We start from the raw sequence: 12,113 nt of genomic DNA, 5'->3' as shown, positions 1-12,113 counted from the left end.
CCCTACGTAGACAGCCACTTTCTGGCGACTGGACAGCGAAAAAAAGTCGGCTTCAGAAGCCCGTATAGGTAAGTGTCGACTTTTGCAACAGCCACTAAATGTTATGTTTAATAGGCCGGCTTGTCGTAGATCCTAAAAGCCGGTTTTACAGCGATGGCTACTGTTGCCTACTCTTTTGCTGCTGAGCATATTCTTCATTGATCATGCCGGCAGTGACAAACTTATCAGCTGAAGCCCCATCGTAAGTGCAAGCGTAAGCCACCGCTTCTTCCGCCGAGTGGAAGGAATGCGCTACTCCAAACTCGTCCGGATCTACGGTGCTGAACTCGTGTACATTGTGGTCGTGCTCGTCTCCGTCATCAAATGATTCGACGTAGAGCACTGTGTAGGTATGCGCCTTATCTCGGTAGAGCGATAGCCACCGAATGACCCCATAAGCAGCCTCTTGGTGATAGGATAGCCATTGTTCGACCTGCTTGCCGCGGTGGAGACGCGCAAGCACTTCTAGGGACGAAAGATAAAAAGCCATAAAGGAGCTGCTTTTCTGAATGAACTTCTAGTTAGACAAAAGGCTAGCAAGCGGCTCCTCTGTGTGGCTATTTCTTTCAGAAGCAATTTCTCTATTTTGTCTACCTTTTTACACTAAGTTACCCTATTCACTAGATGACGCATGATAGCAATGCAATCCTCTTGAAAGCGTGGCTTCTGAAACACTATAATAAGCTATCAAAAGTGCTGGATGAGGTAACCGTCAATAGAGAGGAAAGCATTCTAGGCAGCTTACGCCATATTATCGATACGGAAGAAGATGCAGGAATACTCGTTCCTGTTGTTCGAGCGTATTTTCGCATCAAACGAGCGCATCTAGTAGACTGTAGGCCGCTGTTTGAAGTAGCGACGACTGAAAAGTACGCGGTCAAAGAAGCACTTCTAGAAGTGTTGGGCTATGACCGCATGGTACCCACTAGTGAGGAGCAGGAAAGAATCATTAATACCTTTTTTCATTTCGGGCAGGGGCTTGATCTACGCTCTCGTACGGATCCCCGCTACGGGCTAGCAGCGGCTTGTGCGGGGTGGGATCCTGTACTCGTAAAGCCCTTTTTGCTGCATTGCCTGCATCTGCCCGATGCCCCGTTGAAACACGTGGCTAGTAAGGCACTAAAACAGCAGTACACAAAGCTCAGAGGCACCAAATGACGTTCTATAAGTCAAGATCCGCTGATGCAGGAATTCAACTTCACCCTTTTAGCTGCCTACTTTCAAGTGACCTTTCAAGATGCGGCCGTGGCGCATATGGTAGAGGAAATTGAGTGGAATGAGGAGCAACTCGATACGCTGAATTATACGAGTGAGCACACGCTGGTCTTAACGACCGTGCGCGACCATACTGTACCGGTATCGGTGCTCCTCTACGAGGAGAAGCCTGCGCTCGCGTTAGAGCAGTACGATCATGTAGTCGAGTGCGGCCTTACTATGCACTCGAACACCGCAGTTCTTTACGGCGTTATCGACGCCTTAGCAGACCGTCGACGTATTCCCCTAGCTGCGGGCCTGTATGGCGTGTGGTTGTGCTACCAGAACCTGAATTCCATCGATGAGTTTGGGCTAGAAGGCGAAGACTGCTACACGATCTTGCTGTGGAAGGAAAACACCCGGCTACCCAAGCGCATCCTCAAACAAGCCCTCCCAACTTAGCAGCTGGTGCAAGAAGCTAATTTTAAATGTCTCATAAGTAGACGTTTTATTCAATATGGCTCAACTACGAAGCGGCCTGCTCAGCTAACTGTTGCAGCACAGTTTGATACAACTCTGCCACGGGCCACTCCTTTGTATCCGAAACTTGGCCATCACCAACTTCGATGATCAGCGGCGTGCCCGAAATGGTATAGGCCACATCCAGTGTGTATAACCACCGGGATTGCAACTGGGCTAGCACGGGTTGCAATTCCACCGGAAAGCGTTTCCCCGCAGCGCCATAAGGCTGCCCCTGAATGGCAAAATAGCGCTCTTCTGGCTGGGTGGAGAGTTCCTGATAGGAGCGAATGAACAGCACTTCATCGGCCGCTAAGGCATGCCGCTGCACGAGCGCAGTAAAAGCAGGCACCGAAGAAATCACGGACTCTGCGCCAAACGATTTGGTCAGGGTCTTGATAAAGCAACGACCTTGGGTTTGCAAGGCTTGTTCGACCAAGAGGGCTGCTCGGTGGACCGGCGCAAACACACTCGCTGGGGTGAACGGCGCAATCGCGGCATACCAGCCCGTGGCGTGATGGGATGCCAGGTACAACTCCGGCGAGATGAACAGGGGCGTTAACTGAGCAAGTTGGCGATACTCTCGCTCACAGAGCATCCACCCACGGTACAGGGTGGGCCATGCCGGATTCGAGGTCTGATAAAGCCGTTGCTGCTCGGCATCATAGAGGCACACCGAGTAGCCGCGCTGCTGGGCTTGCTGGGCTTCCGGCTGCCACATCGGATCGAGCACGCGTTGATAGGGTAAGCTTGGGAATAGGAGGTTGAGCATACTGATAAAAATAGACGAAAACCAGATTCAGCTTTGTTGCTCCGCTTACTGGTTCCTAAAATAAGTTGATTTATATAACGTTGCTTATACCCCGAATCTTGGAATCAGTGTAATTTTGAAGGCACTTAGCCGTTACGCTCAGTATGGTACTTTTCCGTACTTAAGCTACTCATCAGCCCGCGAATCATAGCGGTAGAGGTCGACATCCGTCCGCGTCTGCGTCCGAGCGAGAAAGTTGATCGTGCGTACGTCGTGCCCTAAAGCGGGGGGCGATGCCTCTTCGTTCATATCGACAAACAAGACAATTTCTAAAACTGAGTCGAGGCGGAATTCCTGTTTTAACTGCAGGATAAGCTCGGCTTTGTCTTCGAGCTTCGCAATCACTTCTGCAACTAGCTTATCAATCAGAACAGGCTCTTTCCCTCTGGCTGTTTCCAATTGCCAGCAAGCAGATTTCCGTTGCGAAGGGTAACGGCCTTCCCCTCGCTTCCACGTAGTGGTGGGCTCGATGCCTAAGCGTACGGTTAGCTCAATAGGGTTGAAGTCGCCTCTAAAGGCAAAATAAACATAAGAACTAGACTTGCTCATCGTTGATTGTTTATCAGCTAAATGTGTGGTTTATAGCAGCTAATCACATAGATAAATTAAGGTTACATATCCTTTTACGTACTAGCAACGACCATCTGTAGCTTGTAAAACGCCATTGCGCTTAACTAGGTAAGAGCTTCTGGTTGCAAATGGTTGGCCTTACACGCTAAGCACCCACCTGTCTAAATTATACCCTATTATAAATCAGGCTTGCTTACCCTAGTTCTAAGCTTGGCAAACCCGCTGAATTGCTGAGAATCGCCCGCTTTACGCCGGCTTTTGGGGCTGCCTTTCTGATCAGCAGGGCTTCGCGTGTAAATCTACCCTTTCGGATACTGTTGGCGAATTCATCTTTAAGCCCTTGTGAGAGACATTAATCGCTCGAAAACAGCCTGACGGGTCTGGGCTAACGGCACTTCGTTTGACCTATCTTGCCCCCAAACGAATTCGCCAACAGTATCCTTTCGCAAGAAGAACCCCACCGACGAGGGGGCGCCGCACGGTCTGTTCAGCACCGGCCAGGACAAGCGCAACCGCGCCTGGGTAGACTGCCGCAGGGACGCGGCGCCCAGCACCGCGAAGCGACTCCCCCAGGGCAACCGAAAGCCCCGGTCCTGCTCCTAGGCGGGGGCTTTTCCCGCCCGTCCTTGCCAGCTACTCCACGCCGTGGCGCCGCTGACTAGCGGTCCTGCTGCCTACCGTTTCGACGCGCCGACCGCCGCCAGAGGCTACCCGCCACCAGCGCCAAGGCGGCCCCCGCAACGGCCACTGTGGGCCAAGCGGGCGCGGCCTTGGCTGGTTTGGCCCGGGCAAGGGACGCCTCGGGGAAGGGCTGGCGACTGGTCACGGCCAGAATCAGGCGGGCGGCTTCGGCGGGCTGATCCCACTGCGGGAAGTGGCCACAGTGCGCAAACCAATACAGGCGCGCATCGGGGAATTTGGCCAGCGCCAGTTTGGACTGACTCGGCCAACACACCCGGTCCTGCCGGCCCCAGCCGATGACCAGGGGCGCGGGGATGCTGCCCTGGGGGGCGGGCTGCTGCACGGGGCCGTGCGCCAGCTGGTCGAGCAGTTCAGCGAAGGCGGGCGAGTGGGCGAAGGAGTGCATCTCGTCGCGGGCCAGCTGCGCCTCCACGGCCCAGGGCCGGGCCGAAAACTGGGGCAGCAGCACCGTGCGTCCCAGCGCCGAACCAGCCAGGGCGGGCATCACCGGTTGCAGGGCTTTGACGAGCTTGACCGACAGGTCCACCGAATGGTAGAAAAAGGGAATCTGCCAGCCCTGCCAGAAGCCGCCCGGGTCCAGGGCGACCACCGCGCCGAGCACCCCGCCGCGCCGGGCCAGCTCCAGCACTAGGCGCGCGCCCATGGAGCTGCCCACGGCATCAATGCCCAGCAGCTCGTGCTGGGTGAGAAAGCCCGTCACGGCGTCGGCCAAGGTGGCGATCGAGTTTTCGCCGGCCAGCTGGGGGGTTGCGCCGTGGCCGGGTAAGTCCACGGCCAGCACGTCGCGCTCGGCGGCCAGCACGTCGAGGATAGTGTTCCAGGACCGCCAGCTGCCGCCGATGCCGTGTACTAGTAACAGAGGGCGGCCGGTGCCGCGGCGAACAAAGTGCAGGTTCATAAAACAGCAGTAGGGGAAGGGAAACAAGAAAGTAGCCGCCGGGCGGTATCCACCGGCCCGGCGAAACGGCGGTGCCCGGCTCCCCTATAACGCAGAACGGCCCGGCAGGGACGAAAGCCGCCCGTGGAACCGACTGCTTTTCTAGGACCAGCGGCTGCCCCGTCGCTTTCGCGGCCCTGCTCGGACTCCTTTACGGGGGGCGCCCTAGAGGAGGAACGGAAGACTGTCTTGCCGGGAATAAGTTGGCAGTTTTTCCCTGGTTTCGCTGAACAGTATATTTAGCGAAACCAGGGGCATTCTATCACAATAGGTACCTATTCAACCACTACCCTTAGTCTTAGGAAAAATTTGGGTTAACTATTACATGGTCGGCGTTTCTCCTCCGCTGCGAGCAGCCTGTTTAGGGCGAACGGCCAAGTGCCTGTGAGCCCCTCCTCTAAGAAGTCGAACTCCCCTTGCAGATGGATGTGCAGCCAATTTACGGGCGACCTCTAGGCGAAGGCTACGGCCAGCGCCTGCTGCTTTCCTACGGCCACTTCACGCCGCGCACAAATCATGCGTTGGAGTGAATTCATCACAAAGCCATTATTCATCCCCGCTGCATAGCCTTTCGTCACATTTGCCAGCACGGGCCGGATTGGTACCGTACTCTTGGCTAAAAAGAACAAAGAACAATGGGTACGAAATGGCGAGACCATGAACGGCTGCTTGTCACTCTGCTGACAGGAATCACCAGTGCCGGCTACTGCTGGTACGTGCATACGCCGGAAATCAGCCGCTTGGCTGCTGCTTTTAGCGAGCATCGACAACCGTTCAACCAGTACTTCAATTTGCTGGGGCCCCAGCTAGCCGTGGTGCTGGCCTTGTACGTGGGCTACCGCTGGGCCAACTATAGTTTCCTAACGGTACGAGCACGCTGGACGTCGCAGGGGCTGACCATTACGGCACTTCGCTCGCTCGTCTGGACTATTTTTCAACTGGCTCTGGTAGCTTTCTTTATGGCACTGGTGGCCAATGTAGCCACGTATTATGCGCATCCGCATTACATTAGTTATGGTCTGAGCTTCCGCCTGCTAAGCCTGTTTGGCTACCATGAGCAGCCTTTACTTGATGTCTTTACCGGTCTGGACCGAGCACTGGGGCTGCTGCTAGGCTTTGGGCTGTATGTAGGCGTACGGGAAGCGGTCCTCCACTGGGTGGAACAACCCGGTCCACGCCGCACCTACCGGGTAGTAGTGACTAACCAAATAACCGCGCTGGTCACGGTGTATGTGTGCTTGGGTCGGTTGCTAGGGGCGTTTAATCTGGTTAGTGAGGAGTCCTTGCTGGTGTATCTCTTCATCATTCCTCCCATGGCCGGGCTATACCTGAGCACCACCTACTGGCTGCTGCCAAGTGCAACGCCAACAACTCGACAGGAGGCGCCAGCCTTTCTGCTACGCCTCTTCGCCCTTTCCTTTCTCTGGACCTTCCCCTTTGCGCTGCTGCTGACTCGATTCGTCTTTCATGAAAATTTTCTCCTCGTACTGCTTGGTGGCTGGACGATACAAGTAGTCGTGACCCTCCCGATTTCGTGGTTTTTGTACCAGCAACGGCAGGATACCTTGTTGCAGTTACGCGGCGTCGAGCAGCAATTGGTGCACTCGGCGGTGGAGCTACACCGATTACGGTCCCAAATCAATCCGCACTTCTTGTTCAACGCCTTGAACACGCTGTACGGCACGGCCCTGAAGGAGCGGGCCGAAGCCACCGCCGAAGGGGTGCAACGGCTAGGCGACATGATGCGCTTCATGCTGGAGGAAAACACGCAGGACTTCATTTCCCTTGACCGGGAGATTGGCTACCTGGAGAATTACATCGCCTTGCAAAAGCTGCGGACCCCGCCCTCGCCTACGCTATGCATTGAGACGACTATGCAGCCGCCGTCTCGCCCGTACCAAATTGCCCCCATGCTGCTGCTGCCGTTCGTGGAAAATGCCTTTAAACATGGTGTCAGCCCCAGGGAACCCTCGTGGGTACATATTCAGCTGACGTGTGAGCAGGAATCCCTCCGCTTTACGGTGCGCAACAGCCGGCACGTGCGGGCGCAAAACGACCTGGAAAAGCCGGGTATGGGCATCGGACTGCAAAACGTGACCGAACGCCTGCGCCTGCTCTACGGCGGCCGCTATCAGCTTAGCTGCCAAGAAGAGGGAACCGACTTTGTCGTACACTTGGTAGTGCCGCTGTTTACCCACGAGTGATGCTAACAACGTCTTTCGCTTCCACCAATCTCTTTTATCCGCATGATGCGTGCCATTGCCCTTGACGACGAACCCGTAGCGCTGGAAGTTATCCAACTGCTGGCGCAGAAAGTGAGTGTGTTGGACGTAACGGCCTACTTCACGGATTGTTTTGCTGCTTCCGAGTACGTGCGTCACCACCCGGTTGACCTGGTTTTTCTGGACATCAACATGCCCGATATGTCGGGCCTGGAGTGGCTGCGCTCGATTGCCAGCCCCCCGCTGGTGGTATTCACGACGGCCTACAGCGAACATGCCGTGCAGAGTTATGAACTAAACGCGGTCGACTACTTGCTCAAACCCTTCTCCGCCGCCCGCTTCCTACTGGCCTGCCACAAAGCGTACGACCAGTACACGGTACGCCACCAAGGGCCCAGCCGGCTGAGCGCTTCCACGGCCCTGTTCTTGAAAAGCGGCTACGAACAAATTCGCGTGCTGCTGCAGGATATTCTGTACGTGGAAAGCCAGGGCAACTACGTGCAATTCATCACCACCGGCCAGAAAGTACTCACGCGCCTGACCATGCAGGAGGTAGCGCAATTGCTCCCGGCTCACGCGTTCGTTCGCATTCACCGCTCCTACTTTGTGGCCAAAAACCACATCACCAAACTGGACCGCACCACAGTTTGGGTTCACCATGTAGCCTTGCCGATTGGGCCTGGCTTTGCCGAGCAGCTCGCGCATATCACGGGCTAGGCTACTTCCTGCCGGGGGAGTTCTGGCTTACTAACGCAGCCGTTGGCCTTACCTGTTCGTGCCCGCTGGCGTGCACTGTACAGCGTGGCCTCGGCAACGCGCCTGGCTTTTGTCAGCTACTAATACCGGGGGGAACTAAGCAGCAAGCTACGCCCGGAGCGAGCGAGCAGTGGTGCCCCATACTGGCTACTACCTATCACTTTACAACCTGCTATGTACCATGAACAAGAAGGTCTTTCTTTCCACCATACTGGTACTCTCCTGCTGGTTGCTGGTCGTTCCTGGTTTGGCCCAGCCCTCTACATCGTCTTGTTCGGGCCAGCGGCGCGACCTGTACTCGCAGGTGCCACATGAACAGCGTTCCATCTGGGTACACGTACCTGCTACCACCAACCCACAGGCGCGTTTCCCGGTGCTGTATGTGCTAGATGGCGAAAACTACTTCGCCAGCACCGTCGCCGTCACCGAACAACTGGCGGGCCGCTGGCCGCGCCTGATCGTGGTGGGCATCCTGAATACGAACCGTGGTCGGTCGGGACCTGACGCCCACGCGCGTAGCCCCCACGCCTCCCTTTGTAGATCCGGGGACGGCAAGCGTCTGCGGCGGTGGCGAACTGTCTGGCCAGTTTCTCCAAACGGAATTGGTACCCCGTATCGACTCGCTCTACCCCACGACCTCCTACCGGGTCGTGAGCGGGCCCTCGCTCGGTGGGCTAGCCGTTGTGCAACTGCTCGTCACCCAAGCGGATGTCTTTAGTGCGTACCTCGCTATCGACCCAAGCTTTTGGTTGGATCAAGAACGCACACTCTGCGCCGCCGAGGCGACCGTGGGCCGCACGCGCTTTTCTCATAAGTCTTTCTTGTAGGTACTGCGCAGCCCTTACGACCGCCCGGTATAGATGCGCTTGCTACCCAGCATGCCCCTCCAACTATACTCAGCAGATGGGCTACGTTATCGTACCCGATGAGCAGCTTGTCAATAGCCTCGGCTATCAGTACTTGAGCGACCACGATGGGGAGCTAGAATTTTGCCGGCAGCTGATTGCGAAAAGTAGGAACCCGGTCGGTCATCCGTAGCCAACTAAGAGCGGGTGACCTTGACCAGCTCAACCGGTGGCGTAACGCGTTCCGCGCCAGCGCTGGCCGCAGGTGCCCTCGTTGCGGTCCAACGAACTGGGGGCAGCTCCGAGAGGTTTCTGCCTCCTAAACTCCTTTGCCTTGTGGTTAATTGAACCTAGCATTTTCCCATTATCACAACTTTCTAAACACGTCAACGCTGTGTGCAACCTTTTCCACCAACCTCTTTTGCCAGGGACATGAAAAATATAAACGAAATTATTTCGGGCATTTTGTTTTTTCTTGCTTGTAATCTTTCAACTCATGCTCAGCAGAATCATAGTAAATCGGTTGTTGTTGACGGGAAGAAAATAGGTTATAAAATGTTTAATATTCAAGGCAGAAAAAACGGTGACCCCATTGTTGTTTTCGAGTCAGGATTAGGAGGTGGAATATTCGACCCAATTCTTCCGTTTCTTCCAGCAAATATTGCGAGCGTTCAGTATGATAGGCCCGGAATTGGACAGTCCGAACCGGATTCTGGAATCATTTCTGATTCCCAACTTATAAAACGACTCCATACGTTACTGCTAACGTTACATATAAAACCGCCCTATCTATTAGTTGGGCATTCTATAGGCGGGCCTTATATAAGATTATTTGCGGCCGAATTTCCAGAGGATGTTTCTGGCCTTGTTTTCTCGGACCCAACTGACTTCATGCTATCATCAGAGGAGAACGAAAAAGCGAGAATGAACTCTCAAAGTGCTACGGGGTACCAACAACTCTCCACTATACTTATAAAAATGATGGCAGAAAATAAAGATTTTGGCCCAGGCACAAGGAATGATGCACTAAGAGCTTTGAAAGCAAATGCATCGGGTTACTTCTATGAGTATAGCAACTTACCCCGACTAAAAGATAAAATTGCTGTAACAGTGATTATTTCGTACAACAAGCCGATTGAAGCACCCGATGAAGAAATGAACAAAAAGCTTAGCTTGGGAATTAATTTCAAACCTTGGTGGAAGGAGTATGATAATTTAAGAATCCAACACTATTCCGACTTAATAAAGGACAATGATAATAGCAAAATTATTTTGCTGCCAAAATACAGCCATGGTATATATTATCAAAACCCGGAACTAGTGGCGAAACTGATTGTTGAAAATTTTCTTAGCTACAGAAAAAGATGACAAAGTAAGAGTCTCCCTAGAGTAGAAACGTAAAACAACGTTAAGGAAACTCGGCCAGCCGTTCTTCCTAGCTAGCGGGGTTGCGCAACAAGTGCAGTTCGCTGACAACTTTTCTAGCATCAGCTCCAGACTATAGTCCGCGTTGGAAGGCGTCAACCTATCCTATGTTCACCTAGCCGCCGTAGGGAGACTATTGAAAAGGAAGGAGAAGGCGTAAGATTCCTCAACCTATGGAGCGGCGTTGCTAGCTCGTCTAAAATGACAATCCCCTTCTTCTTCTAGGGCCACTTTGAACAGTTCCAGGAGGCGCACGAGCCTGTATTAGGATAGCGAAAGATCCCCTAGAACTCCTTTTCTCCTTTCTATTCACCTTTCAGGCTGCTTGGTATGAATCTGCCATCACTTTTCCCCGTCGTCGGCATTGATGTGAGCAAAGCCTCGCTCGCCGTCTGTTATCAACGCGACCAGCAGGTGCAGTACTTGGAGGTCAGCAACACCAAGGCAGGCTTTCAGCAGTTAGTGAAAGCCTGTGGATCTGACTGCTTGTTCATCATGGAGGCCACCGGCAGCTACTACCTAACCTTGGCCTATTATCTGCACGAGCAGAAAGGACAGGTGGCGGTGCTCAACCCATTAGTTATCAAACGCTTTATTCAAATGCATCTTGGCAAGGGCAAGAGCGACCGCAAGGATGCCCAGTGGCTGTTGCGCTACGGCCAGCAGCAGGCTGTCAAACTGTGGCAGCCCGACGAAACCGTTTTGGTCGAATGCCGCCAGCTCGAACAAGTCAGCGAGCAACTGCTTAAGCAGAAAACCATGGTGACTAACTCCTTGGAAGCCTTGCAGCAGCAACCCGTGGTGAGTAAATTAGCCTTGAAGCGCCTGCAACAGACTTGCCAGCAACTTGCACAGCAGCTGCGTGACATTGAAACCGAGTTACTCCGGCTGCTAGAGCAGCGCTATGCCCACGAGATGAGCCTCTTGTGCTCCATTCCCGGGATTGGGCGCAAGACAGCCGGCTTGTTGCTCTTGTTTGCCGGCGGCTTTGCTCGTTTGGACAACTACCGCCAATTGATTGCCAAAGCAGGTCTCTCCCCCCGTGAGCACAGTTCAGGCACCAGTGTACGGGGAAAGGTGCGCATCACCAAGATGGGTGGGGCCTTAATCCGCGGCAAACTCTTCATGTGCAGCTTCGCGGCCAAGAAACGGAATACAGCCTGTCAGGCCTTATATGAGCGACTCGTCGGGAAAGGCAAGAATGGCAAAGTGGCCTTGATTGCCGTCTGCAACAAGCTGCTCAAGCAAGCCTTCGCCATCGTTAAATCGGGTGTGCCTTACCAAGCCGACTTTACCTCAAAACTTGTCCCGAATCCTTGACTTTTAACACAGTTCATTTTAGGACAAGACAAGCCATAGACTAGTGGCCTGTGACCTTGATGTACAAGCACGCATCATTCACCGCCGAGCTAGCCCGCTGCTGTGCGCCTAAGGCCCAGCTGCTTCGGCAGTCAATTCTCGTTGCAGCGCTTGAGAAAGGCCACTTCCCTAGTAAGGTGTGACGGGTTGTTATCGTGCTTGGCCGTATTACTCGCCGCGATTAGCGGAGCAGTCCGTAAAAATCGCGTAATCTTTCCGTGTAACTACCACCGCCTCATTTGCAGTAAACAAGAGATGATGTTACTCTTATTTCGGTGCCCGGTTTTTTCTCTATACCACGATACCGACAATCACTGGCTCTTGGCCCAGTGGACGGGTTTGCAGGATAGCGAGGCGTCGCTGGCGGCCTGTGCCGTTATTTCGCAGCACGTAGGCGAAATTTCGGTTACGAAACTGCTGTGTGATAGTAGCCAAGCCATTGATGGCTGGAATGAAATCAGCGAATGGGTCAGCACCAACTACTTACCCCGTCTCGCGGACCTAGGCATCTGCGTGATCGCTTGGATCAATGCCCGGGACTGGCAGACCACCGATACTATCACTGCTTTTGTGGAGCACTCGTACAAGCCGTTTATTGCCTCCTTCGATGAGGGTGCTACGGCCTATGAGTGGCTGCGCAATACCCATTTTATTTGTCCCTAGCGTTGCGTTGGTCACAGGGAGTGCAGAATAAGGGGCTGCTGACGTTGAGAGCGAAGATTATTCACCGAAGA

Annotated in this window: 15 protein-coding genes; 10 read left to right on the top strand and 5 right to left on the bottom strand. The window is 54.0% G+C overall.

The window, feature by feature from the left end; translation table 11 throughout:
* Positions 1–157 precede the first annotated feature (157 nt).
* Complete coding sequence (locus tag SD425_RS28670; protein WP_324680302.1) at positions 158–529, bottom strand: hypothetical protein; 372 nt, start codon at positions 527–529, stop codon at positions 158–160.
* Between the two features lie 134 nt (positions 530–663).
* On the opposite strand from SD425_RS28670, the gene SD425_RS28665 reads away from it, so the two are divergent.
* Together SD425_RS28665 and SD425_RS28660 are read left to right on the top strand one after the other, a co-directional pair.
* A complete protein-coding gene (locus tag SD425_RS28665; protein WP_324680299.1) occupies positions 664–1,197 on the top strand; it encodes a hypothetical protein in 534 nt (177 codons plus the stop codon).
* Between the two features lie 66 nt (positions 1,198–1,263).
* Positions 1,264–1,695 (top strand): hypothetical protein, encoded by a 432-nt coding sequence (locus SD425_RS28660; RefSeq protein WP_324680297.1) that lies wholly within the window; start codon positions 1,264–1,266, stop codon positions 1,693–1,695.
* Between the two features lie 64 nt (positions 1,696–1,759).
* Here SD425_RS28660 and SD425_RS28655 read toward each other — a convergent pair whose 3' ends face one another.
* The 4 genes from SD425_RS28655 to SD425_RS28640 all read right to left on the bottom strand — a co-directional run bounded on the left by SD425_RS28655 (position 1,760) and on the right by SD425_RS28640 (position 5,401).
* Positions 1,760–2,524: an ATP-grasp domain-containing protein gene (locus tag SD425_RS28655; protein WP_324680295.1), complete on the bottom strand. Its 765-nt coding sequence runs from the start codon at positions 2,522–2,524 to the stop codon at positions 1,760–1,762.
* 165 nt (positions 2,525–2,689) lie between these two features.
* Positions 2,690–3,112, bottom strand: a complete 423-nt coding sequence (locus SD425_RS28650; protein ID WP_324680293.1) for a DUF4279 domain-containing protein — start codon at positions 3,110–3,112, stop codon at positions 2,690–2,692.
* A 679-nt stretch (positions 3,113–3,791) separates the two neighbouring features.
* Positions 3,792–4,733, bottom strand: a complete 942-nt coding sequence (locus SD425_RS28645) for an alpha/beta fold hydrolase (protein ID WP_324680291.1) — start codon at positions 4,731–4,733, stop codon at positions 3,792–3,794.
* 491 nt (positions 4,734–5,224) lie between these two features.
* Entirely contained in the window at positions 5,225–5,401 is a 177-nt protein-coding gene (locus tag SD425_RS28640) for a hypothetical protein (RefSeq protein ID WP_324680289.1), read from the bottom strand.
* Between the two features lie 6 nt (positions 5,402–5,407).
* Here SD425_RS28640 and SD425_RS28635 point away from each other — a divergent pair, with 6 nt between their 5' ends.
* The 8 genes from SD425_RS28635 to SD425_RS28605 all read left to right on the top strand — a co-directional run bounded on the left by SD425_RS28635 (position 5,408) and on the right by SD425_RS28605 (position 12,042).
* Positions 5,408–6,976, top strand: a complete 1,569-nt coding sequence (locus SD425_RS28635) for a sensor histidine kinase (RefSeq protein WP_324680561.1) — start codon at positions 5,408–5,410, stop codon at positions 6,974–6,976.
* Between the two features lie 42 nt (positions 6,977–7,018).
* A complete protein-coding gene (locus SD425_RS28630; protein WP_324680559.1) occupies positions 7,019–7,711 on the top strand; it encodes a LytTR family DNA-binding domain-containing protein in 693 nt (230 codons plus the stop codon).
* A gap of 220 nt (positions 7,712–7,931) precedes the next feature.
* On the top strand, positions 7,932–8,468 hold the full coding sequence (locus SD425_RS28625) for a hypothetical protein (protein ID WP_324680557.1): 537 nt from the start codon (positions 7,932–7,934) through the stop codon (positions 8,466–8,468).
* Complete coding sequence (locus tag SD425_RS30115) at positions 8,365–8,577, top strand: hypothetical protein (protein ID WP_416381052.1); 213 nt, start codon at positions 8,365–8,367, stop codon at positions 8,575–8,577. Before SD425_RS28625 ends, SD425_RS30115 begins: the two co-directional genes overlap by 104 nt.
* Before the next feature lie 76 nt (positions 8,578–8,653).
* Positions 8,654–8,788 (top strand): hypothetical protein, encoded by a 135-nt coding sequence (locus tag SD425_RS28620; RefSeq protein WP_324680555.1) that lies wholly within the window; start codon positions 8,654–8,656, stop codon positions 8,786–8,788.
* A 239-nt stretch (positions 8,789–9,027) separates the two neighbouring features.
* The gene (locus SD425_RS28615) at positions 9,028–9,963 is read left to right on the top strand and encodes an alpha/beta hydrolase (RefSeq protein WP_324680553.1); all 936 of its coding nucleotides are present in this window, start codon (positions 9,028–9,030) and stop codon (positions 9,961–9,963) included.
* A 387-nt stretch (positions 9,964–10,350) separates the two neighbouring features.
* Positions 10,351–11,340: an IS110 family transposase gene (locus SD425_RS28610; protein ID WP_324680347.1), complete on the top strand. Its 990-nt coding sequence runs from the start codon at positions 10,351–10,353 to the stop codon at positions 11,338–11,340.
* Positions 11,341–11,634: 294 nt separating this feature from the next.
* Positions 11,635–12,042 (top strand): hypothetical protein, encoded by a 408-nt coding sequence (locus SD425_RS28605; protein ID WP_324680551.1) that lies wholly within the window; start codon positions 11,635–11,637, stop codon positions 12,040–12,042.
* Positions 12,043–12,113 lie beyond the last annotated feature (71 nt).

It is taken from the genome of Hymenobacter sp. GOD-10R (assembly GCF_035609205.1).
Taxonomy (GTDB): Bacteria; Bacteroidota; Bacteroidia; order Cytophagales; family Hymenobacteraceae; genus Hymenobacter.
This window is presented reverse-complemented; position numbering and strand designations above follow the sequence as displayed.

What these genes read in the sequence shown, in the direction of transcription:
- SD425_RS28655 (WP_324680295.1), bottom strand. Translation starts at nt 2,524, where the DNA reads ATGCTCAACCTCCTATTCCCAAGCTTACCCTATCAACGCGTGCTCGAT.
- SD425_RS28605 (WP_324680551.1), top strand. Translation starts at nt 11,635, where the DNA reads ATGATGTTACTCTTATTTCGGTGCCCGGTTTTTTCTCTATACCACGAT.
- SD425_RS28665 (WP_324680299.1), top strand. Translation starts at nt 664, where the DNA reads ATGACGCATGATAGCAATGCAATCCTCTTGAAAGCGTGGCTTCTGAAA.
- SD425_RS28635 (WP_324680561.1), top strand. Translation starts at nt 5,408, where the DNA reads ATGGGTACGAAATGGCGAGACCATGAACGGCTGCTTGTCACTCTGCTG.
- SD425_RS28630 (WP_324680559.1), top strand. Translation starts at nt 7,019, where the DNA reads ATGATGCGTGCCATTGCCCTTGACGACGAACCCGTAGCGCTGGAAGTT.
- SD425_RS28615 (WP_324680553.1), top strand. Translation starts at nt 9,028, where the DNA reads ATGAAAAATATAAACGAAATTATTTCGGGCATTTTGTTTTTTCTTGCT.
- SD425_RS28670 (WP_324680302.1), bottom strand. Translation starts at nt 529, where the DNA reads ATGGCTTTTTATCTTTCGTCCCTAGAAGTGCTTGCGCGTCTCCACCGC.
- SD425_RS28610 (WP_324680347.1), top strand. Translation starts at nt 10,351, where the DNA reads ATGAATCTGCCATCACTTTTCCCCGTCGTCGGCATTGATGTGAGCAAA.
- SD425_RS28625 (WP_324680557.1), top strand. Translation starts at nt 7,932, where the DNA reads ATGAACAAGAAGGTCTTTCTTTCCACCATACTGGTACTCTCCTGCTGG.
- SD425_RS28650 (WP_324680293.1), bottom strand. Translation starts at nt 3,112, where the DNA reads ATGAGCAAGTCTAGTTCTTATGTTTATTTTGCCTTTAGAGGCGACTTC.
- SD425_RS28620 (WP_324680555.1), top strand. Translation starts at nt 8,654, where the DNA reads ATGGGCTACGTTATCGTACCCGATGAGCAGCTTGTCAATAGCCTCGGC.
- SD425_RS28645 (WP_324680291.1), bottom strand. Translation starts at nt 4,733, where the DNA reads ATGAACCTGCACTTTGTTCGCCGCGGCACCGGCCGCCCTCTGTTACTA.